The following is a 20,098-nucleotide window of genomic DNA, read 5'->3' as shown; positions in this document are numbered from 1 at the left end:
TTATGGCGAAAATAAAATTTGGTAAAGAAGGGCATTTGGAATTGGAAATTACCCCACTGACGATTTGGTCCAACCCCGGTAGCGAAGGGGAATTTATGGAATATCAACTTGGGCTTTATTGCGAAGGGGAACCTGTTTTCAGTTCTGCCGTGCAGGAAAAATTAGTGGCTGTAAAGGACGAAGAAAGTATCTATCTTTCCGACTTTATTGCCGAAACCTTAGCCAAACGGGAAGATAATAACTGGATTATGCTTGAGCCGAAGGCCTCTTTCTATATGCGCCCCGGAACGCCGGCTATGGGGTGTTGCTCTTCTTACAATGCACCCGATAATTTCTTTTTGCAAATTACGCTTGAGCAAAATATTTTTGCCGGGGAAGACAAAGTGTTCGGCCCTTATTGCAACACGGGACTAAATATCAATTTCGAAGCTCCCCGTAAAGCCTGGGAACAATTCGCGCGGGATATTCGTGCCGAAGAAGAAGATTTCGACGAAGAGGAAGAAACGGAAGAATAATTTTCGCTGATTAAAAAGCCGCCTTAACGGGCGGCTTTTTTTTGTAGTTTTTTGTAAAGTTTTTTGGCTTCTTTTTGAGTGGGAAGGGCCATTTCTAAATATATTTTGGCCTGTTCCCGGTTTCCTGTTTCGAAATACACCGCTCCCAGATGATAAGCAATTTCGGGATTAGCCTGCAAAACTTCTTGAGGTATAGACTTTAGCAAGTCTTCCGCGGCCGTGTAATTTTTCTGCTTAAAATAAACCCAGGCTTGCGTGTCTATAAAAGAATAATCGGTGGGGTTTAGGGCCAAGGCTTTGGCAATAAATTCCTGCGCTTTTGGCAAGCGTTCCCCGCGTTGCGCTAACGAGTACGCGTATAAGTTAAGCGCGGCGGCATTGTTGGGTTGATATTCCAGTAAAATGTTAAGTTGGTTTTCCATTTCTTGGTAATTGCGGGCGGATTCCAACGAATAAGCATATTGCAGGCGGGCATCGTGATAAAGCGGAGCCGTAAGCAGCAATTTTTTTAATACTTTGTTGGCTTTTTTGTATTGGGCATCATCATGTAAAGCCAAGGCATAGAAATACGCAATTTCTATATTATCCGGAAAGGCACGGTAAGCTTGTTGCAACGCTTTTAGGCTTTCCTTCGGCTGGTTTAAGCGTTTTAAGTAGAAGGCTGCCTGCAGTTGTTTGGAGGGATTGACATCGTAATCGGATGCTTCGCGCAGGTAGCCCACGGCGCGGGAAAAGTCACCTTTTTGCTCGGCCAGTAATGCCAAAAAGTAGGCGGAAGGTGCATCGGCATTGAAATGTTCCTTGGCTTTTAGAAAATATTTTTCGGCATTTTCGTAATCTTTTACCAAAAAGTAAACCGACCCCATGCGAGACAACGTCCCCGCGTTGGCATATCCCATTTTTTCCAGTTCTTCAAATTCGTGGAGCATCAGGAAAAATTGATTGGTTTTTTCGTAAATTTCTCCTCGGCCCAAACGGGGGGTGGGCTCCGTCGGGTCGGCTTCTACGGCCTTTCCATAGTATTCCAAGGCTTTTTGAAAATTTTGCCGTCGTAAGTATAAATGGCCCGTTTCCGTGTAAGCATCGCAAGCGAGGTCGGGATATTTTTGTGCTATTTTTGTAAAGTTTTCGGCGGCTTCATCTACGGGAAAGGTAGAGAGCAACAGCACATATTGGTAAAGGGTCCGCGTATCTTCCGGATCCAACGTAAGGGCCTTCTCGTATGATTCTTTGGCTCCTTTCAAATCTCCGGTTTTCCATTGATAGGCCCCGTAGATGCTCCAATCTTCGGCGGAGTTTTCCCCTTGGTTGATAAAGTCCGCATATGGTGTGGCATCTTCGGGGGTGCCATTGGCCAAGGCGGAAGAAACCAACAGGCGTTTTAGATATTTGGAATCCGGATCGGCTTGTAAAGCTTTTTGCAGATACAGAAAGGCCTTCGGGTCTTCTTCCCGTAATGCATAGGTGGCTTGTAAGAAAGTGTTAAAAAGGGCGGCTTCCTGTTTTGCTTCCGGGCTAAGGGTAAAGGCAAAGGTGTTTAACGCGCCGGGAAGAAGAAAAATAAACAGCAGAAATTTTTTCATAAGGTTATTCCCATAATCAGCGCGTCATCTTGATTGTTGTAGAATTTTTCGCGGCGGCCCAGTTCTTTCAGGCCGGCTTTCATATATAAAGAAATGGCAGGCGTGTTATGCACATTTACTTCCAGAGTAATTTCGTGTCCGTCTTTTTCCCGCGCGTCGGCCAAGGCTTTGGTAATTAACCGAAAGCCGATTCCCTGTCTGCAGGCCTGCGGCAGAACGGCTAAATTTAGAATTTCCCCAAATCCTGCTGTCAGGCGCATGGCCAAGAACCCTAAAACTTCCCCGTTTTCTTCCCAACACCACACTCGGGCGGAGGGTTGGATTGTTTCCGAGGCAAAACCTTTGGCTCCCCAATGGGCGCTTAACGGTTGTTGGGTTTCGATGTATGCCAATCGTTCGGCATCTAACGGGGTGGCCAGGCGAAATTTCATTTGGGGGTAATCAGTTCAAAACGAGCCGGCTTTAAGTAAAGCGGTTCCAAGGCGTTTTCGGCCAGGGAATCATCTTGTGCCATTTCGATTAAGGTTTTGGGTTGCAAGGCTGATATTTTGGCATCTGCCAAGGTGTAGCGGTTGCCCACCAAGCCTTCCAACGGTTCGTGGTTTTTATCCTGTCCGGCTAAAAACAACGGGTAGGGATAATCTTGCAGGCGGGAAAGAAGTTCTTCGCGAGTCAACCAGGCGGGGCCTTCGTTTTTGTCGTCAAAAAACTGTAAAAAATATTCTTCACGAAATGCGTGCAACACAATGCCGATAGCCCCGGCAGGGTGTTGTTTTTTCCATTTCTTAAAGGCGGCAGACTGTTGTGCTTGGCGGTGCAAGGCTTCAAACAAAGTGGCCCCGCGCACTTCGGTGTGATTTAAGTATTTAAGCATGGAGGCAAAGGTGAGAGAAATGCGAATCCCGGTAAAACGCCCCGGGCCGCGAATAATAAAAATGCGGGAAATATCCTTCATTTCCGCTTCGGCGGCCTGTAAAGCGCTGTTTAATGTCGGGAAAAGCAGGCGTTCTTGCTTTACTCCCGATTTTTTTCTGCTCCATACTTTACCGTTTTTTTGAACGGCGAGCAAAAGCGGAGAACCGGAAGTGTCCAACCCTAAAATTACTTTTTCGCGGCGTTGCATAAAGCCTCCAATAAACGGTTTGATACGCGCCCGTGTGATGCCAGTTTTATCACGCGGTCATCGCCTTCTTGCAAGATGAAATCCATTTCCAGCCGGTCTTGCGGCAGAAGATGGCGGATCGGGGCCGGCCATTCCGCCAAAATAATAGCCTCTTCATCTTCCAGCATTTCTTCAAAGCCTAAATTAAAAACTTCCCCTTCTTCCAGGCGGAACAAATCGATGTGAAACAGGCGGCGCTTTTTGCTTTTGTATTCCTTCATTAAACTGAAACTTGCACTGGTGGGGGAACTTTTAAGCCCCAAGGCGGCGGCTACGCCCTTTACAAAAACGGTTTTCCCCGCGCCGATAGGCCCGCGCAGGAAAATAATTTCTCCTCCGCGAAGGGCGCACGCAAATTTTTCGGCCAAGGCCAGGGTTTCTTCCCTCGAAGAAGTGGAAATATGAGTTTCTTGCATTTAACGCACCGTTTTAATACAAATTTCCCGTCCGTCGGCTAAGGTTTGCCGGTCTTTGTTCATCGGGTCTAAAACATCTTTTCCGTCCACCGAAAAAACATACTTGTATTCTCCGCCCGTTAACGCAATGGAGGTTTCAAAATATCCTTTGCGGTAGGGTTTTAGTACAATGGGGTCTTTTCCCCAACGGTTAAAATCGGCTAACAGTTCCACCTTTTTGGCTCCGGGGGCTGTAAGGTAAAATTTGCGGTATTTCACTTCCGTGTCGTAAGAAACGGTAGGGACTTTTTTGCGGGAGAGGAAGCTTTCTTTGTTAAGCGGAGCCACCCCGGACGCACTTTCAATGGAGCCCGCCGAAAAGGCATAATAATCTTCGCTCACGACGAAAAACCAAGTTAGCGTGAAAGCGATTAAAAGTAAAAAAAGCACAAAAAGCGGGCCGGGGCGTTTAATTTTGGGCATCTAAAAAACTCCTCAAATAAAAGGTAGCGCCATCTTCTTCGGCTATTTTCTGGACGGCCTGATTGTCGGCCCCCGTTTGATCTACACAACTGGCTAGCACTTTTCTAAAACCGGCTTGTGCGCAACTGCGGATAAATTCCCGCACCGCTTCAAAACCGTGTTCGTACCCTTCCGCAGGGCGGACGATTTTTTGCCAAGTTTCTTCGTTTTGAGCATTGAGGCTGATGTTGATGTCATCTACCAACTTAGCCAGTTCCGGCACGATATCTTTATGATTGATTAAATTTCCCAAGCCGTTTGTGTTTACACGGACGGTAAACGGCGGATATTTGCATTGGGCCTTCCAACCTTTTAGCATTTGTGCCGTAAATAAAAGGGCGTCCAACCGCATGGTCGGCTCTCCGTATCCGCAAAAAACAACTTCCTTAAAAGGGGCTTTTTTGAGTTCTTCGTCCAACGCGGCTACCACTTGAGTGGGGGAGGGCTCGTTTCCTTGCAAATTCAAATTATTCCCGTGAAAGTCCATTTGCCATTTTGTTTTAATGCAAAAAGCACATAAATTGGGGCAACGGTTGGTTAAGTTGATATAAACTCCGTCCCCGAAGCGATAGATAATTTTAGCCGGTTGGTTGTTTTCCATATATACCTATTATAGCAATTTAGGTTGCAAGGGCTGTTAGAGAAAAGTTTTATTTTTTAGGTTGTTGTACAGAAAAAGAAAAAGTTGTTTTTTAATGGAAGAAAAAAGGGCAACATTTCTAAAACAGTGTGGCTACCCTTGTCGAAAGAGCGCGGAAAAGAAGGGGTTTCTCGCCCAAGGCTTGACCCGTTTTTTTTTTTTCTTACAATGTACCTAATCGGCAGGCAGAAAGAATTGTAGTGTTGTTTTCTCGCCGAAAACTTATTTATAAGAGGTTTTGTATGGAAAAGGGTTTTACTTTGATAGAACTTTTGGTCGTAGTGTTAATCATTGGTATCTTATCTGCGGTGGCTATGCCGCAATACACGCGCGCCGTGGAAAAATCTCGCGCTACCCAAGCCATGACTTTGGTCAAAAGTATTGCTGATGCGCAAAAAATTTATTATATGGCAAACGGAACTTATGCGCGAAATTTTGAGGATTTGGATATCAGTATGCCGGGTAACCCCACGGGAAGTACTTTTTCTAATGGCCATTTTACATACGAGGTTCTTCACCCTGAGATGATTCGACCCTTTGTTGTGGGGAGATATATAAAAAATGGAAATTTCACTTGGAGAATTAACTATTATCTAGATACAGAAAAACTGGTTTGTGCAGCCCCTGTTTCAGATGCTGAAGCAAATAATTTATGCAAAAGTTTTTCTACAACTGTTGTCCCCTGTGTATCTTCTGACTATACTTGCTATGCATTGTAAGCATCTCTAAATTTGTGCACCCCACCTGAACCCGGTGGGGTTTTTTCTAACCTTAAATAAATCAAACGTTTGTTTGAAAAATGTGCTATAATATTATTACTTGAAAAAGGAATTTTTGTATGAAAGATACTCAAGTTAAACTTTTACAGACGGCCGCCCACCTGTTTGCCCAGAACGGGTTTTCGGGTACTTCCGTGCGCCAAATTGTGGAAGAGGCCGATGTAAACATCGCCGCTATTAACTACCATTTTGGCGATAAACGCGGTTTGTACTTGGCAACGATTCGTTATTTGGTGGAACAAACAAACGAGTGGATGTTCGGTGGAGAAAAGGGGATAGTGCTTCCCACGGATATTTCTTCTTTTTCTCGTGAAGAAATGTTAAGCCTGTTTAAGCAAATCCAAGAACGGATGTTGGAATTGGTGTTTTCCCGCCGGACGGTTCTTTTGGAACGAATTTTCCGCCATGCGGATATGGAGACCAGTAAAGATTTGGTAGAAATTTTACTTGAGTATAAAACCCGCTTTAATGAAATTTTGTATCAAATTCTTTCCCGCTTGACGGGGTTTGAAAAAAACTCGGGCGAACTTGTGATTTTGGCCAATACCATTTTTTCTCAGGTTTACCAGTCCGATTTCGGTCGCTTTGTTGTTCTGCACTCGCTTAAAAAACGGGAATATACCCCGGAATTAAGAGAACTCATTAAAAAAATCGTGTGGAAAAATACATGTGCGATTTTAGAATCTTATAAAGTAGAAAAGGAAACAAACGCATGATGAAAAAATATCTGTTAGTGCTGGCAGCGTGTTGCTGCGTACTACCCGGTACGGCGTTAGATGTACTGGGTGCCTATAGCGTTCGTCCGCCGGAGGGGTGCGTGGATAAAGATGTAACTTCCGAAGAAATGAATTTGGAAGACTTAATCCAAGTAAGCATTTGCACCAATCCGTCTTTGGCGGCGCAGTATATGGGGGTAAAAGCAAGTGAAGCCGGGTTGGGGTCTTCCCGCTCGGAATACTTGCCCAGTATTACCTTGACGGGTACGGGTAATATTGTAGGGGAAAGGCTGGAAGGTGCTTCCTATGCCCAACAAGAACCGTACTCCGGCAAAGCCGAAGCCTCGTGGCTGTTGTTTGATTTCGGCGGGCGCGGGTCTCGCATCGGTCGTACGCGCGCCTATTTGGACGCCGCCAACTTCGCCTACAATGCGGCCCTGCAAGAAATGGTGCTTTCCGTTCAAACCGCTTACCTGAATTTGCTTGCCGCGCAAGAATCTTTGGTAAGTGCCAATGCCAGTTTGGATACTTATAAACAATCTTACGATGAAGCCAAAAAACGCTACAAATTGGGCATGGTATCTTTGAGTGATAAATTACAAGCCAAAACCCGCTACGAACAAGCCCTTTTAACGGTTGTTCAGGCGGAGAACCGCGTAAAACAATTCAGCGGTGCTTTGGCGGTGCTTGTGAACCTTTCGCCCGATGCTCAAATTCGCTTAGCCAAACCCCAATTTGACGATAAAACCGTGCAAATCGAAAACGATAATGTGCAAGAACTAATGCAACTTGCCTTGGAAAATCGCCCGGAAATTCACGCGCAGGAAAGCACGGCAGAAGCCAGCAAAGAAAACTTGCAAGCCACTAAAACGGGTTTCCTTCCTAAGTTAAGTGCGGTGGCCTCGGCTTCTTACAACGATAATTGGAAATACAGCAGTCCCTATAAAACGGACGCATCTGCCGGGTTGATGCTTTCTTGGCCGCTTTTCTCGGGTTTTTCTACCGTGTATCAAACGCAACAGGCTTCTTATCAGTACAAACAAGCCAAAAACCAAACGGAAGGTTTGAAACGCCAAGTGGAAAACGAAGTATGGAACGCCTATCAAAACTACAAAACGGCCGTGCGCTCGTATGAAATCAGCCAAACCGTGTTGGAAAGTGCCGAAGAAAACGAACGTGTAGCCTTCCGCTATTATGAAGTGGGAAAAGGCGATATTATCAATTTGCTTACGGCGGTGGCCCAACTGGCTGATGCCCGCCAAAATAAAATCACGGCTTTTTACTCGTTACTTTTGAGCAAAGCCAACTTATATAGAAGCATAGGGAAATACTAATTTATGAAAAAAAGAACTGCTATTCGCTTAACCAAATATGCCCTCGTGTTGCTCGTGGGGGGATTACTCGGGTTTGTGATTAAAGGCAAACTCTCCGGCGGTGCCCAAATGAACTACGGCGCGGCCGGCCAAACCAGCGTACTGACGGAAAAAGTCTATAAGCGCCCGGTGGCTTTAGGCAAAACTTTTATTGCCAAAGTGGAAGCTATCAACGCTTCGGATGTTACTCCCCAAGTATCCGGTTATATTGATAAAGTTCTTTTCAAAGACGGGTCTTTTGTGAAAGAAGGCGATGTCTTGTTTGTGATTGATCAAGCCCGTTATAAAGCAGCAGTTTCCGCGGCTGAAGCTTCTTTGGAAAAAGCCAAAGCTACGCTGAAACAAATTGAAAGCGATTACAACCGCGAACTTTCTTTATACAAAGAAAAAATGCTTTCCAAAGCCGATTTGGAAGTTTCCGAAAGTAACTTGGCTAACGCCAAAGCCAATGTGAAAGCAGCCCAAGCCAGTTTCGATTTGGCTAAACTCGATTTGGCTTATACCGAAGTCCGCTCTCCGATTAGCGGTTATGTGGGTAAAGCCTTGATGACTAAAGGGAACTATACCAATGCTGCCTCCAGCAAATTAGCCCGCGTAATTCAAATGGATCCGATTCGTGTGGTGTTTTCCGTAACGGATAAGGAACGCTTGGCCGGTATGGATCAGTTGCTTACGAGCAACCCGGATATTCAAGTATCTTTGCCGAACGGTGAAACCATTGAAATTGCCGGCGCCTCCTTGTTTACCGATAACGAAATCAATGCCGATACGGCCACCATGGCGGTATATGCCCAAAGCACCAACGCAGACCGCAAATTGATTCCCGGTAACTATGTGAATGTAACGGTCAGTGCTTCTAAATTCATGCCGTCTATTTTGATTGCGCAAACCGCTGTAGCGCAAGATGCCAGCGGCCAGTATGTAATGACCGTCAACGCCGAAAATGTAGTCGTACAAAAATACATTACGGTGGGTGATGCCGTGGAAAATCAATATGTGGTTATCTCCGGCTTGGAAGAAGGCGACCGCGTAGTTCCGGTGGGCCACCAAAAACTGCAAAACGGACAAAAAGTAAATGTGAGCGAAAGCCACACCGCGGCTCAATTAAGCGCCCGCGAAACGGCCAAAGCCGAAGCCTTGGCCACTTCCGTCAATGCAGAAACGCAAAGTGCCAAAGCCACAGGTACGGAGGCCTAGTAGTCAGTTATGTTTGCTAAATTCTTTATTAAGCGTCCCCGCTTTGCTATTGTTATTTCGCTAATCTTGTGTTTGGCGGGGTTCATTTCTTTATTCACGCTTCCGGTTGCTTTGTACCCGGAAATCACACCGCCCGAAGTAGTGGTCATTGCCCGCTATCCGGGTGCCAGCGCGGAAGTAATCGCTAAAACGGTGGGGATTCCGCTTGAAAGTAAAGTAAACGGGGTGGAAGATATGCTCTATATGAGTTCTTCCTCTTCCGATGGTTCTTACAACCTTACCATTACTTTCAAAACCGGTACCGACCCGGACTTGGCCCAAGTAAAAGTACAAAACCGCGTTTCCCAGGCCTCTCCGTTACTTCCCGGAGATGTAACCCGCCAAGGGGTAACGGTGTTCCGTAAATCGTCCAACATTTTGGGGGTATTGGCTTTCTATTCTCCCAAAGGGACGATGACGCCCCTGGAAATCAGCGACTACTTAAATAACAACGTGCAAAAGAACGTGATGCGTGTTTCCGGTGTAGGGGACGCCATGGTGTTCGGCTCCAGCAAAAGTATGCGCGTGTGGTTAGATGCGGATAAAATGGCCGCCCTTAACATTTCCATTGCAGATGTAAAAGCTGCCATTTCCAGCCAAAACTACCAACCTTCTTTGGGTAAAATCGGCGCACGCCCGACCACAAATAATGTAATGACGGTGTACGCCTTGCAAACGGACGGACGCTTGAACAATGCCGCCCAGTTTGAAGATATCATCGTCCGCACGGACGCTCAAGGCGGTTTGGTGCGCTTAAAACAAATTGCCAAAGTGGAAGAAGGCCAAGAAACTTATAGTTACGCGGCTGAATACAATGCTGCCACCGCCGTGCCCATGATGATTAACTTATCCTCCGGTGCCAACGCTATGGAAACCATGAAGTTGGTGCAGGCGGAACTAAAGCGTTTGGCCCAATTCTTCCCGGAAGATTTGGAATACAAATTCGCCATGGATACCACTAAATTTATTGATGCTTCCATTGAAGAAGTGGTACTGACGCTTATTATTACTTTTATTTTGGTAGTGCTCGTTTGTTATATCTTCTTGCAAGATTGGCGCGCCACCTTGGTGCCTTCTGCCACGATTCCCGTGTCTTTGCTCGGTACTTTCGCGGTTATGTTGGCCTTGGGATACTCCATTAACACCTTTACTCTCTTTGGGTTGGTGCTTGCTATCGGGGTAGTAGTGGACGACGCCATTTGTGTAGTGGAACGCGTAGTGTTCTTAATGAATAAAGAACGCAAAACCGCCGTGGAGGCCACTACGCAAGCCATGGAAGAACTTTCCGGTGCTTTGATTGCTACCACCTTGGTACTTTTGGCTATTTTCGTGCCGATTTGTTTCTTGGGCGGTATCACCGGGGAAATTTACAAACAATTCGCTATTACCATTTCCTTGGCGGTGTGTTTCTCTACGCTTAACGCACTTTCGCTGTCTCCGGCAATTTGTGCCACCATGTTAAAACCCATTGACGAAACAAAATTTTTCCCGCTTCGTTGGTTTAACTTTGCCGTACAGCGTGGGGCCCGCACGTATCGCTCCTGGGTACGCAAAGTAGCGCGGAAACTGCTGATTATCGGCATTTTGTTCTTGGGTTTTGTGTTGGTCAACTTGGCGTTTTTGAAATTCTCGCAGACCTCTTTTATTCCGGTGGAAGACCAAGGGGTTGTACTCATGGATATTCAACTCCCCGAAGGTGCTTCTTTTGCCCGCACGCAGGAAGTTATCAATAAAGTTACGCCCATGATTCGTGAAACGACCGGGGTGGAAGACTTAACCACCATTATCGGGCACAGTTTGATGTCCGGCTCCGGTGAAAACGTAGCAATCGGGTTTGTTTCCTTGACTCCTTGGGAAGACCGCCAAGATGCCGCCCTGCACCAAACCTCGGTGGTAAACCAATTAAACGGCAAATTGGCCGGCATTGCCGAAGCCACTATCCGTGTAATTGAACTGCCGTCTATTCCGGGGTTGGGTACTTCCGGCGGGTTAGATTTGCGTATTCAATCGTTGAACGATTTTGACTATACGCGCCTGGCTACCACGGCGGAAGGAACTTCCTTCAAAATGATGATGGATCCTTCCATGCAACTTGCGTACTCCACCTTCAAGGCCAATACGCCCAACATCTATTTAGATGTGGATCGTACCAAAGCCGAAGCCATGCAAGTGCCCGTTTCCAGCGTGTTCGCCATTTTGGAAAACTACTTAGGTTCTTCCTATGTAGGGGATGTGAACTTCGGTACGCAGGTGAACAAAGTTATCTTGCAGTCCGATGCCAAATACCGCTTAAACCCGGACAACATCAACAAAATGTATGTGATGAACAACAAAGGGGAAATGGTGCCGTTGCGCTCTTTGGTGAATTTGCGTTATGTTCTTTCGCCCCGCCAAATTTTGCGCTATAACCAATATCCCTCCGCTTCCATTAGCGCTACGCCCGTAGCCGGAGGAAGCACCGGGGAAGCCATGGCAAAAACCGAGGAAATCTTAAAATCTCTGCCCGGCGATTATGCCTACGAGTGGAGCGGTATGAGTTACCAAGAAAAACAAAACAAAGGGCAAATTAACATTTTGATTATGTTGGCTATTTTGTTTGCGTATCTGTTCTTGGTAGCCCAGTACGAAAGTTGGACGATTCCCGTGCCGGTGTTGATGTCCGTAGTAGCGGCCGTAGCCGGCGGTATGCTGGGGCTGTGGATTACCAACCTGCCGATGAGTATTTATGCTCAATTAGGGTTGGTGCTTTTGGTAGGTTTATCTGCCAAAAACGCTATTTTAATTGTGGAGTTTGCCCGTGATGAACACTCCCAAGGTGCGTCTGTTTATGATGCGGCCATGGACGGGCTTTCCCAACGCTTTCGCCCCGTACTGATGACGGCATTTACCTTCATCTTGGGTATGATTCCCATGATTATTGCCACCGGTGCAGGTGCGGCCAGCCGCCGTGCTTTAGGGGTGCCGGTGTTCTACGGTATGCTTTTGGGTACCATGGCGGGGTTGTTTTTAATTCCGTTGTTCTACATCTTGGTACAAACCTTGGTAGAAAAATGGACGAACCGCCACCAAAAGAAAGAAGAAGCCCCGCAAAATTAGTGAATAGTTTATTTCCTTCCCCCGACTGTTAAAAGTTGGGGGAATTTTTATGTAGAGAAGGGCCTTGTTAAACTGCTATAATATTAAAGAACTTATAGGAAAAGAGAGGAAAAGATGTTTGGTAATAATTTTAACCCGTGGCACCATGTATCGCCCGGAAAAAAAGAAACCTTGCCCGATATTGTAAACGGCATTATTGAAATCCCGAAAGGTACCCGCGCTAAATACGAATTGGACAAAGAAAGCGGCCTGTTGCGCTTGGATCGCGTGCTTTATTCGTCCGTGTATTACCCCGCCAACTACGGTTTTATTCCGCGTACTTACGGGGCCGATAAAGACCCCTTGGATATTTTAATTTTATCCCAAGCCGAAGTGGTGCCGCTGTGCATTGTGCCGGCTAAAATCATCGGTGTTATGCGCATGTTGGATAACGGCGAAGCCGACGATAAAATCATTGCCGTGGCCCAAGGCGACCCCAATGTAAGCCACTATACCGACATTACCGAACTTCCGGAACATTTGCTCGTAGAAACCATGAGTTTCTTTGAAGACTACAAAAAGCTGGAAAACAAAACGGTAGTGGTGGAAAAGATTTTTGATAAAAAAACTGCTATCAAAATTCTGCAGGAAGCCTTTATCGCTTACGAAGAAAAATTTGTGAACTACAGCAACTTTTCGTCTTGCTGCGACAAATAAATTTTTCCGTTGAATTAAACCCCGACCGCTCAAATAAGCGGTCGGGGTTTTTAATTTGTTGAGTGGCAGAAAAAGAAAAAGTTGTTTTTTAATTGAAGAAAAAAGAGCAACATTTCTAAAACAGTGTGGCTCTCTCCGTCGAAAGAAGGCGGAAAAGAAGGGGTTTCTCGCCCAAGGCTTGACCCGTTTTTTTTTTTTCTTACAATGTACCTAATCGGCAGGCAGGGAGAATTGTAGTGTTGTTTGTTTGCCGAAAACTTATTTATAAGAGGTTTTGTATGAAAAAGGGTTTTACTTTGATAGAACTTTTAGTTGTAGTGTTAATCATTGGTATCTTGTCTTCGGTGGCATTACCACAGTATCAAAAAGCAGTGGATAAGGCGAAGTACTCTCAACTATTCGTGTTGGCAAAAGGCATTGCCGAAGCCCAGGAACTATATTATTTAGCAAATGGGAAATATGCAAAGGAGTGGGACGAATTGGATATTGCCTTGCCCAACAGTTTTGATAGTTATACTGCACCTTGGATTCGGGACACTTCTAAAAATCTGGCTTTATCATTAAATCCGGACCAGAGTCTCGCGGTGATTGCTCAAGATTCTTCTATGGGGGTAAATCTTGTGATTTATTATCAACATACAGGAGAAAATCTTGGCGGGGAACGGCAATGTCGTGCTATAAGAAGAGAAGAAAGAGGTAAAGGAATTTGTAAGAGTTTAGGTGGTGTTTATAAAGAGGAAAATTCAAGCAATGGTACTATTTACAGATTGCCTTAATAAAGAACTCCCCAAGTTTTGCACTTGGGGGGTTTTTGAAATTATTTCTTTTCGGTTACGCGGTGCCAGGCTCTCATAAAATCATCAGGCACCGGGGCTTCAAATTTTAACGCTTTGCCCGTTAACGGGTGGTTAAACTCAATGCGCCGTGCGTGGAGCATCAGGCGGTCTGCCGTGGCCCCTTTATAAAGCCAGTCTCCCAGGACGGGGTATCCCAACCAACTTAAATGTACGCGCAACTGATTGGTGCGGCCCGTTTTGGGGTAAAGTTCAATGTAAGTAAAGCCGTTTTTGCGTTCTAATACTTTATAACCGGTAATGGCTTCGCGCCCTACTTCGGAGGCTTTTATTTTCCCTCCTGCCACGCGCCCGATCGGCACATCAATGGTACCTTCATTGTCCGGCACTTCTCCGCAGGCAATGGAGTGGTAGGTTTTGTGTACTTCGCGGTTGGAGAAAAGCGCCACCATTTCGGCTTGGAACTCTTCGTTTTTGGCAATAACCATCACCCCGCTTGTTTCGCGGTCTAAACGGTGCACCAAGCCCGCGCGGGGCATGGAGGTATCAAACCCTTTGGGCGGGTTTGCCAAAATAACAGACACCAAAGTTTCTTCGGAAGAGAAGACCGTTTCGGGGTGTTCTTCCCAAATGGGGCTTTGCGGGTGTACCAGCATACCGGCCGGTTTGATGATGACAAAAAAATCTTTGGCATCGTGAATAATTAAATCTTTTAATTGGGTTTTGCTTCCGGCTTGGGGAAGTTCAATTTCCACCACTTCGCCTTCGGCAAGAGGCCAAGAGGGTTTTACCTTCTTCCCGTTGACGGTTACTTTGCCGTCTTTAATCAGTTTTTGCACGAGCGAACGCGAAAAGTTTTCCAGTTCGTCGGAAACGAAAATATCCAGTCGGCGGGAATAGCCTGTAAATACAACGGTCTTTTTTTCAGCCATTTTTGATATCCTTTTTTCTAAGCCACAACCACCCGCCAAATGCCAGTAGCGAAATGATGACGGCGATTGTTTGCGAGGGCGAAAGCCCTAAAATATAGGCTCCGCGGAAATCCCCGCGGAAGAATTCAATCACAAAGCGGAGCAAACTGTAACACGCCACATACATTAACAGAATAGAGCCTTTTTTGTGGGGCTTTTTGTACAGTTTGTGTAATAAAAAGAACAAAAGCAAATTGGCGGCACTTTCGTAAAGTTGCGTGGGGTGAAGGGGGACGCCTAAAAGTTCTTGCGGAACGAGCGATTTGGCATGGGTAAAAGAAACTCCCCACGGCATTTGGGTGGGTCTTCCGTAGCAACAACCCGCCAAAAAACACCCGATGCGCCCCAAGGCATGCCCCAACGGCAGGGCTACAATCATAAAGTCAGAAGTCTTCAGTACATCAAGCCCTTTCTTTTTCATATAGAAAATAAGGGAAAGAACCGACACAATCATGCCGCCGAAAAATACAAATCCGTAGCGAAAATCTTTGATAATCGCGGTCAATTTATCCGCCAACGAATCTCCCAACTGGTGCCAAGAAACGATAATAAACAGCAGTTTTGCCCCGATAATCGCCCCCATAAAAGCGATAAAAATGAGGTTCCAAAAAGTATCTTTATCCAAATTGATTTTTTTAAGGCGCGGCAACAGATAAAAAGCCGCCGCCATGTAGCCCAGCGCCGTCATCGCGCCGTAACTGGCCAATTCAAAAGAACCTATTTGAAAAAGTACCGGGTGCATTTACAGGGTTTCCTCATCACGGATTGCATTACGCATAAAAGGGTTTTTGATGCGTTCGTAGCCAATGGTGGAACTGCATTTCCCGCCGTAACTGTGCCCGGCGAAAATTTGCGTATCTTCCGGCAGTTTGGACAGGGCCAGCAAACTCTGGCGCATCTGGCGCGGATTGGAAGTGGGCAAATCTACGCGTCCGCAAGCCCCGGGGAAAAGAGTATCCCCCGTAAAAAGCGCATTGCCGATTTGGATACACACGCACCCGGCCGTATGCCCGGGAGTGGGGAGAATATCGATATGAAAAGGGCCCAAGTCAAAGGTTTGTTTGCCGCAGTAGGGGTGCAGGTATTGCGCATCTATACCGGATAAAAGGATATCCTTTTCTTCTATATATGCTTTTACCCCGGTGCGTTGCAGTAAATCTTGGGCAAATTTAACATGGTCGAAATGTCCGTGAGTAAAAAACACCGCCAAAAGATTTAATTTTTTCTCTTTCAAGGTGTGTTCCAAAAAATTCATGTCCCAAGCCGGATCAATAAGTAGTGCACTATCTCCTTGTGTAACCAGGTAAGTGCAGTTATCCATGGGCCCTAAATTGATGACTTCTATATTCATAAAATTCCTATTTTTTGGTTTGAAAACGAAACTCTATTTCGTTCGGTTTTAACATGTGGTATTGCACGCGAGCGGTTTTTTCTATCAGTTTGGGGTCTTGCTTTTCCAACTGTTCCATTTGCTCTTGCAACTGTTTGTATTCTTTTTCCAGTAAAAGCAGTTGTGCATTAAGTTTGTGCATTTCCCGTTTGTTGTGAATTAAACTATGAAAACTGCTCCCCAAAAAAAGAAGCACCACCGCTATGGCGATGACAGCCCATAGCAGTGGTTTTTTATTTTGAAGAATTGTCTTTTTTACTTTATTTGCCATGTTTACTTAAATGCTTTGCGTTGGGCGTAAAAGGCTTTGCCTTTTAACTCGTGCTCTATTTGTAGCAAACGGTTATATTTGGCTGTTCGCTCGGCCCGTGCAGGCGCACCCGTTTTAATGGCGCCGGCGTTGGTGGCAACGGCTAAATCGGCAATAAAGGTGTCCTCCGTTTCGCCGGATCGGTGCGATACAATGCAAGAATAACCGTGTTGTTTGGCCAAATTCATCACATCAATTGTTTCCGTAACCGTACCGATTTGGTTGACCTTGATTAAAATGGAGTTGGCGGCTTGTTGCTCAATCCCTTTTTGCAAACGCTTTAGGTTAGTAACGAATAAATCGTCCCCCACCAAATTGATTTGTTGCCCCAATTTTTGGGTAATTTGTTGCCAACCGTTCCAGTCGTCTTCCTGCAACGGGTCTTCTATCGATAAAATAGGATAGGCTTGGCACCACTTGGCATAAATATCCGTCAGTTGGGCGCTCGTATAAGTTTTGCCTTCAAAATGATAGTTCCCGTCTTTGAAAAACTCACTGGCGGCACAGTCCATAGCCAGGCACATATCCGGGTGAGCGGCTTTTTCGGCGGCGGATAAAATTGTTTTCAGTACCTCTTCGTGCCGGGTAATTTTAGGGGCGAAACCGCCTTCGTCCCCCACGGCAATAACCATACCTTGATTTTTTAGAACTTCACGCAAGGTGTGGTACGTTTCGCAGGCTTGCCCGAGTGCCGAAGAAAAGGTGTGGGCCGAGGTGGGCACAATCATAAATTCTTGCACATCTAAGCCCGAATCGGCATGCTTGCCCCCGTTGATGATATTAAGCATCGGGGTCGGCAACAGGAAATCTTTTTCGTTTAGTCCGTAAACCGCGCGGATATGCTCGTATAACGGACGGCGGGCGCTGTTTGCGCCTGCACGCAAAACGGCCATGGATACGGCCAGTGTGGCGTTGGCCCCCAGGTTCGATTTGTTTTCCGTTCCGTCCAAGGCAAGCATTTGATTGTCGATTTCGCGCACCTCAAACGGGTTCAAGCCTGCCAAACGCGCGGAAATTTTTTCCACATTGGCTACGGCTTTCAGGACGCCTTTTCCTTTGTAACGGGCCCCGCCGTCGCGCAGTTCCAAGGCTTCGTGAGAGCCGGTAGAGGCTCCGCTTGGTACCGAAGCGGTACCGGTGGTTTGATCATCTAACAGAACATCTGCCGCCACAGTCGGATAACCGCGGGAATCTAATATTTCCCGGGCTGTTATTTTTTTAATGCGAACCATAATACAACTACCCCCTTGGCCGCAAAATGCGGCCGTTAAACAATACTGTCTATTATTTTTTTACCTTCTTTGATGAGCACAGCCGGCAGTTTTTCGTCCATAGATTCCGCGTACATACGAATTAACCGTTCCGTACCGGAGGGGCGAATTGCCAGCCAACTGCCACCTTTTAAGATAAACTTAAACCCGTCCGTAGAGTCGATACGCCATACGGAGGTTTTGTGTATGGAAAGCGGAGGGCGAATATCAAGCCGTTCCATGATGCGGTTGATCTCCGTTTCCGTTTTGGGGATACTGACTTTTTGGTCAAAAAGTTGTTTGTATTTTTTGTAAAATTCTTTTCTAATTTGTTTAAGCGTTTTGCCTTCTACCGCCAACATATCCACCACCAATAAGCATGCCAAAAGGCCGTCCTTATCGGGAATATGGTTGGCAATAGCAAGCCCGCCGGATTCTTCCACGCCCATTACATATTGGCCCGTAATCATCAGTTCGGTAATGTACTTGAAACCTACCGGGGTTTCGCGTAACATAAGTCCGTTTGCCTTGGCTACTTGGTCGATGAGGTTGGAAGTAATAACGCTTCTACAGACGCGTCCTTTTAATTTTTTGTTGCGTACCAAGTGGTCTAAAAGCATGGGGGCAATTTCGTTGGGGGAAACCCAGTTTCCTTCGGCATCGATGAGTCCAAATTTGTCGCAATCCGGGTTGCAGGCAATCCCCAAGTGCATTTTTTTACCGGTAACCAGTTTTTTAAGTTCGGTTAAACTGACCGGCCCTGCATTGGGAACCGCTCCGCCGAAAAGGGCATCTTCCCCTTCGTGGATACCTTCTACGGTAATGCCGTATTTTTCCAAGAAATCGCGGAAATAGTTTTTAGCCGTACCGAAAAGCGGATCTACCGCAATTTTTAGTTTGGCTTTCTTGAGGGCTTTTACATCTAATAATTTTTCCAAGTGGGCAAAATAGGTTTTGCGTAAGTCTTTTGTTACGCTGACGGCCGCGTTAAGGGTGCCAAATTCCGTAGAAGAGGCTTTTAAGATTTGGGCACTCGGGGAAGGAATACGCTTTTCGATATCCTGCACGATTTCATTATTGGCAATACCGCCGTAATAAGAAATCCATTTTACCCCGTTTACATAGTATTCGGCCTCACTGCCGGTTACCACTACGGCACCGACGGCACACTCGTTGCGAACGGCCCACTCGGCCACCGGGGTCGGAAGCGGAAGTTCCGCCATTTTTACCGTAATGCCGTTTTGCACCAAAGCATTGGCGGCTACATAAGCCAACTGTTTGGACAAAAAGCGGGTATCAAACCCCACAAGTACGAGGGGTTTTTTGGGTTTTTTGCCTTGTTCTTGGCAGTATTTGCGGTACCCGGTACCTTCAAATCCATAAAAAGGATGTTCCAAAATATGTTCGGAAATCCCGTAAGCCAAACGTTGCACGGACTGGGCGGTTAGCCCGTCTGCAGTAACGGCCCGGAAGCCGGCTGTACTAAATTTAATATCTTCACTCATCGTGCAGGTATTATACTAAAAAAGAGGTTTTTTTTCATCTTTAGGTAAAAACTAATATAAAATAAAGGGAAAAAGGGTGTCAGCCCCCTTGGAAAATGGTAAAATAGAATAAACCCATTATGAGGAAAGAAGTATGAATTTTGAGTATGTAAAACAGTATATTAAAGATGCCGGCCTTCCCAATTTTCGCATTGCTCAAGTGAAAGATGCTATTTTCAAACGCGGCATTTCTTCGTGGGAAGAGGCTTCTTCTTTGCCGGCTGATTTGCGCGCCAATCTGCAAAAGGATCGCCCTATTTTATCTTTCAAAGTAAGTAAAATCGTCTGTTCCCAGCAGGACAGAGTGGCCAAAGCCCTGTTAACGCTCAAAGACGGTCTGCAAATTGAAACGGTTTTATTAAAACCGCAAGATACTTGGAGCGTGTGCGTATCCAGCCAAGTGGGTTGTCCGCTTCGCTGTTCGTTTTGCAGTACGGGGAAAATGGGTTTTAAGCGCGACTTAACACAGGAAGAAATTACCGACCAGGTACTTATGTGGTATCAGTATGTGCGTAAGGAAAAACTGGGCGAACGAATTTCCAGCGTGGTATTTATGGGTATGGGTGAACCGCTTTTGAACTACTTAAATGTCATCAAAGCCGCCCGCGATTTGTCCAACCCGGACTATCTGAACATCGGTGCCCGCCATATTTCGGTTTCCACCTCGGGTATTGCCGATAAATTCCATAAATTGGCGGTAGATTTACCCCAGGCCAATTTAGCCCTGTCCTTGCATAATGCCGACAATGCCGAACGCAGCCAAATTATGCCCGTTAACCGCCGCTTTGATTTGGACGATTTGAAAAAAGCCTTGGAAGAATACATTGCCATGACGGGCCGCCAAGTATTTTTGGAATACTCGGTTATCGAAAACATCAACAGCCGCCCGGAACACTTACGCAAATTGGCAGACTGGATTTATTCCATTAAAGACAATTATTTGTTGCATGTGAACTTGATTGCGTGTAACTTGGGCCGCGGCGAAAAGACAGATGATCGCGTAGTGAAAGATTTTGCGGCCGGTTTGAAGGCCATGGGTATCGGTGTAACGATTCGTAAAAGCATGGGAAATGATATCCTGGCGGCGTGCGGTCAATTAGCCTCACAAAAAAGATAGGAGAAAAAG

The 20,098-nt window shown here is 46.0% G+C and carries 21 protein-coding genes; 9 read left to right on the top strand and 12 right to left on the bottom strand.

Annotated features, from left to right (window positions below; translation table 11 throughout):
- Positions 1–2 precede the first annotated feature (2 nt).
- On the top strand, positions 3–515 hold the full coding sequence (locus E7027_00565) for a hypothetical protein (GenBank protein ID MBE6420634.1): 513 nt from the start codon (positions 3–5) through the stop codon (positions 513–515).
- 23 nt (positions 516–538) lie between these two features.
- Here E7027_00565 and E7027_00560 read toward each other — a convergent pair whose 3' ends face one another.
- From E7027_00560 to E7027_00535, 6 genes are read right to left on the bottom strand one after another with little or no spacing between them, the layout of a single operon-like run.
- The gene (locus E7027_00560) at positions 539–2,098 is read right to left on the bottom strand and encodes a tetratricopeptide repeat protein (GenBank protein MBE6420633.1); all 1,560 of its coding nucleotides are present in this window, start codon (positions 2,096–2,098) and stop codon (positions 539–541) included.
- Complete coding sequence (gene rimI / locus E7027_00555; GenBank protein MBE6420632.1) at positions 2,095–2,529, bottom strand: ribosomal-protein-alanine N-acetyltransferase; 435 nt, start codon at positions 2,527–2,529, stop codon at positions 2,095–2,097. The genes E7027_00560 and rimI overlap by 4 nt, the downstream gene beginning before the upstream one ends.
- Entirely contained in the window at positions 2,526–3,221 is a 696-nt protein-coding gene (gene tsaB, locus E7027_00550; GenBank protein ID MBE6420631.1) for a tRNA (adenosine(37)-N6)-threonylcarbamoyltransferase complex dimerization subunit type 1 TsaB, read from the bottom strand. The genes rimI and tsaB overlap by 4 nt, the downstream gene beginning before the upstream one ends.
- Entirely contained in the window at positions 3,200–3,676 is a 477-nt protein-coding gene (gene tsaE, locus E7027_00545; GenBank protein MBE6420630.1) for a tRNA (adenosine(37)-N6)-threonylcarbamoyltransferase complex ATPase subunit type 1 TsaE, read from the bottom strand. Before tsaE ends, tsaB begins: the two co-directional genes overlap by 22 nt.
- Positions 3,677–4,138, bottom strand: coding sequence for a hypothetical protein (locus E7027_00540; protein MBE6420629.1), 462 nt, complete (start codon positions 4,136–4,138; stop codon positions 3,677–3,679).
- Complete coding sequence (locus E7027_00535; GenBank protein ID MBE6420628.1) at positions 4,125–4,778, bottom strand: radical SAM protein; 654 nt, start codon at positions 4,776–4,778, stop codon at positions 4,125–4,127. Before E7027_00535 ends, E7027_00540 begins: the two co-directional genes overlap by 14 nt.
- A 281-nt stretch (positions 4,779–5,059) precedes the next feature.
- Between E7027_00535 and E7027_00530 the strand changes: the two genes are divergently transcribed.
- The 7 genes from E7027_00530 to E7027_00500 all read left to right on the top strand — a co-directional run bounded on the left by E7027_00530 (position 5,060) and on the right by E7027_00500 (position 13,489).
- Positions 5,060–5,536, top strand: a complete 477-nt coding sequence (locus E7027_00530) for a prepilin-type N-terminal cleavage/methylation domain-containing protein (GenBank protein MBE6420627.1) — start codon at positions 5,060–5,062, stop codon at positions 5,534–5,536.
- A 119-nt stretch (positions 5,537–5,655) separates the two neighbouring features.
- Entirely contained in the window at positions 5,656–6,312 is a 657-nt protein-coding gene (locus tag E7027_00525) for a TetR/AcrR family transcriptional regulator (GenBank protein ID MBE6420626.1), read from the top strand.
- Positions 6,309–7,646, top strand: coding sequence for a TolC family protein (locus E7027_00520; GenBank protein ID MBE6420625.1), 1,338 nt, complete (start codon positions 6,309–6,311; stop codon positions 7,644–7,646). Before E7027_00525 ends, E7027_00520 begins: the two co-directional genes overlap by 4 nt.
- A 3-nt stretch (positions 7,647–7,649) precedes the next feature.
- Positions 7,650–8,882, top strand: a complete 1,233-nt coding sequence (locus E7027_00515; protein MBE6420624.1) for an efflux RND transporter periplasmic adaptor subunit — start codon at positions 7,650–7,652, stop codon at positions 8,880–8,882.
- 9 nt (positions 8,883–8,891) lie between these two features.
- On the top strand, positions 8,892–12,017 hold the full coding sequence (locus E7027_00510; GenBank protein ID MBE6420623.1) for an efflux RND transporter permease subunit: 3,126 nt from the start codon (positions 8,892–8,894) through the stop codon (positions 12,015–12,017).
- Positions 12,018–12,131: 114 nt separating this feature from the next.
- Positions 12,132–12,713, top strand: coding sequence for an inorganic diphosphatase (locus tag E7027_00505; protein ID MBE6420622.1), 582 nt, complete (start codon positions 12,132–12,134; stop codon positions 12,711–12,713).
- 278 nt (positions 12,714–12,991) lie between these two features.
- On the top strand, positions 12,992–13,489 hold the full coding sequence (locus tag E7027_00500; protein ID MBE6420621.1) for a prepilin-type N-terminal cleavage/methylation domain-containing protein: 498 nt from the start codon (positions 12,992–12,994) through the stop codon (positions 13,487–13,489).
- Between the two features lie 41 nt (positions 13,490–13,530).
- On the opposite strand, the gene E7027_00495 is transcribed toward E7027_00500, so the two are convergent.
- The 6 genes from E7027_00495 to E7027_00470 are packed head-to-tail and all read right to left on the bottom strand — an operon-like array spanning position 13,531 to position 18,933.
- Positions 13,531–14,439, bottom strand: coding sequence for an RluA family pseudouridine synthase (locus E7027_00495; GenBank protein MBE6420620.1), 909 nt, complete (start codon positions 14,437–14,439; stop codon positions 13,531–13,533).
- Positions 14,432–15,220, bottom strand: a complete 789-nt coding sequence (gene lgt, locus E7027_00490) for a prolipoprotein diacylglyceryl transferase (GenBank protein MBE6420619.1) — start codon at positions 15,218–15,220, stop codon at positions 14,432–14,434. The genes E7027_00495 and lgt overlap by 8 nt, the downstream gene beginning before the upstream one ends.
- Positions 15,221–15,829 carry an MBL fold metallo-hydrolase gene (locus E7027_00485; GenBank protein MBE6420618.1) on the bottom strand — a complete coding sequence of 203 codons (609 nt, stop codon included), beginning with the start codon at positions 15,827–15,829 and terminating at the stop codon, positions 15,221–15,223.
- Positions 15,830–15,836: 7 nt separating this feature from the next.
- Complete coding sequence (locus tag E7027_00480) at positions 15,837–16,139, bottom strand: hypothetical protein (GenBank protein ID MBE6420617.1); 303 nt, start codon at positions 16,137–16,139, stop codon at positions 15,837–15,839.
- A gap of 2 nt (positions 16,140–16,141) precedes the next feature.
- A complete protein-coding gene (locus E7027_00475) occupies positions 16,142–17,410 on the bottom strand; it encodes a phosphopyruvate hydratase (protein MBE6420616.1) in 1,269 nt (422 codons plus the stop codon).
- Between the two features lie 35 nt (positions 17,411–17,445).
- Positions 17,446–18,933, bottom strand: a complete 1,488-nt coding sequence (locus E7027_00470) for a hypothetical protein (protein MBE6420615.1) — start codon at positions 18,931–18,933, stop codon at positions 17,446–17,448.
- Positions 18,934–19,066: 133 nt separating this feature from the next.
- On the opposite strand from E7027_00470, the gene rlmN reads away from it, so the two are divergent.
- Positions 19,067–20,089 (top strand): 23S rRNA (adenine(2503)-C(2))-methyltransferase RlmN, encoded by a 1,023-nt coding sequence (rlmN, locus tag E7027_00465; GenBank protein MBE6420614.1) that lies wholly within the window; start codon positions 19,067–19,069, stop codon positions 20,087–20,089.
- Positions 20,090–20,098: the final 9 nt, after the last annotated feature.

This window comes from Elusimicrobium sp., from assembly GCA_015062115.1.
Taxonomy (GTDB): Bacteria; Elusimicrobiota; Elusimicrobia; order Elusimicrobiales; family Elusimicrobiaceae; genus Avelusimicrobium.
The sequence above is the reverse complement of the archived record's forward strand: the minus strand, read 5'-3'. Positions and strand labels throughout refer to the sequence as shown.

Bases quoted from the DNA above. Each gene is read 5' to 3' on its own strand.
- E7027_00495 (MBE6420620.1), bottom strand. From the start codon at position 14,439: ATGGCTGAAAAAAAGACCGTTGTATTTACAGGCTATTCCCGCCGACTG.
- E7027_00515 (MBE6420624.1), top strand. From the start codon at position 7,650: ATGAAAAAAAGAACTGCTATTCGCTTAACCAAATATGCCCTCGTGTTG.
- E7027_00530 (MBE6420627.1), top strand. From the start codon at position 5,060: ATGGAAAAGGGTTTTACTTTGATAGAACTTTTGGTCGTAGTGTTAATC.
- tsaE (MBE6420630.1), bottom strand. From the start codon at position 3,676: ATGCAAGAAACTCATATTTCCACTTCTTCGAGGGAAGAAACCCTGGCC.
- rlmN (MBE6420614.1), top strand. From the start codon at position 19,067: ATGAATTTTGAGTATGTAAAACAGTATATTAAAGATGCCGGCCTTCCC.
- E7027_00565 (MBE6420634.1), top strand. From the start codon at position 3: ATGGCGAAAATAAAATTTGGTAAAGAAGGGCATTTGGAATTGGAAATT.
- E7027_00485 (MBE6420618.1), bottom strand. From the start codon at position 15,829: ATGAATATAGAAGTCATCAATTTAGGGCCCATGGATAACTGCACTTAC.
- E7027_00470 (MBE6420615.1), bottom strand. From the start codon at position 18,933: ATGAGTGAAGATATTAAATTTAGTACAGCCGGCTTCCGGGCCGTTACT.
- E7027_00480 (MBE6420617.1), bottom strand. From the start codon at position 16,139: ATGGCAAATAAAGTAAAAAAGACAATTCTTCAAAATAAAAAACCACTG.
- tsaB (MBE6420631.1), bottom strand. From the start codon at position 3,221: ATGCAACGCCGCGAAAAAGTAATTTTAGGGTTGGACACTTCCGGTTCT.
- E7027_00560 (MBE6420633.1), bottom strand. From the start codon at position 2,098: ATGAAAAAATTTCTGCTGTTTATTTTTCTTCTTCCCGGCGCGTTAAAC.
- E7027_00540 (MBE6420629.1), bottom strand. From the start codon at position 4,138: ATGCCCAAAATTAAACGCCCCGGCCCGCTTTTTGTGCTTTTTTTACTT.
- E7027_00520 (MBE6420625.1), top strand. From the start codon at position 6,309: ATGATGAAAAAATATCTGTTAGTGCTGGCAGCGTGTTGCTGCGTACTA.
- lgt (MBE6420619.1), bottom strand. From the start codon at position 15,220: ATGCACCCGGTACTTTTTCAAATAGGTTCTTTTGAATTGGCCAGTTAC.
- E7027_00475 (MBE6420616.1), bottom strand. From the start codon at position 17,410: ATGGTTCGCATTAAAAAAATAACAGCCCGGGAAATATTAGATTCCCGC.
- E7027_00525 (MBE6420626.1), top strand. From the start codon at position 5,656: ATGAAAGATACTCAAGTTAAACTTTTACAGACGGCCGCCCACCTGTTT.
- E7027_00535 (MBE6420628.1), bottom strand. From the start codon at position 4,778: ATGGAAAACAACCAACCGGCTAAAATTATCTATCGCTTCGGGGACGGA.
- E7027_00505 (MBE6420622.1), top strand. From the start codon at position 12,132: ATGTTTGGTAATAATTTTAACCCGTGGCACCATGTATCGCCCGGAAAA.
- E7027_00510 (MBE6420623.1), top strand. From the start codon at position 8,892: ATGTTTGCTAAATTCTTTATTAAGCGTCCCCGCTTTGCTATTGTTATT.
- rimI (MBE6420632.1), bottom strand. From the start codon at position 2,529: ATGAAATTTCGCCTGGCCACCCCGTTAGATGCCGAACGATTGGCATAC.
- E7027_00500 (MBE6420621.1), top strand. From the start codon at position 12,992: ATGAAAAAGGGTTTTACTTTGATAGAACTTTTAGTTGTAGTGTTAATC.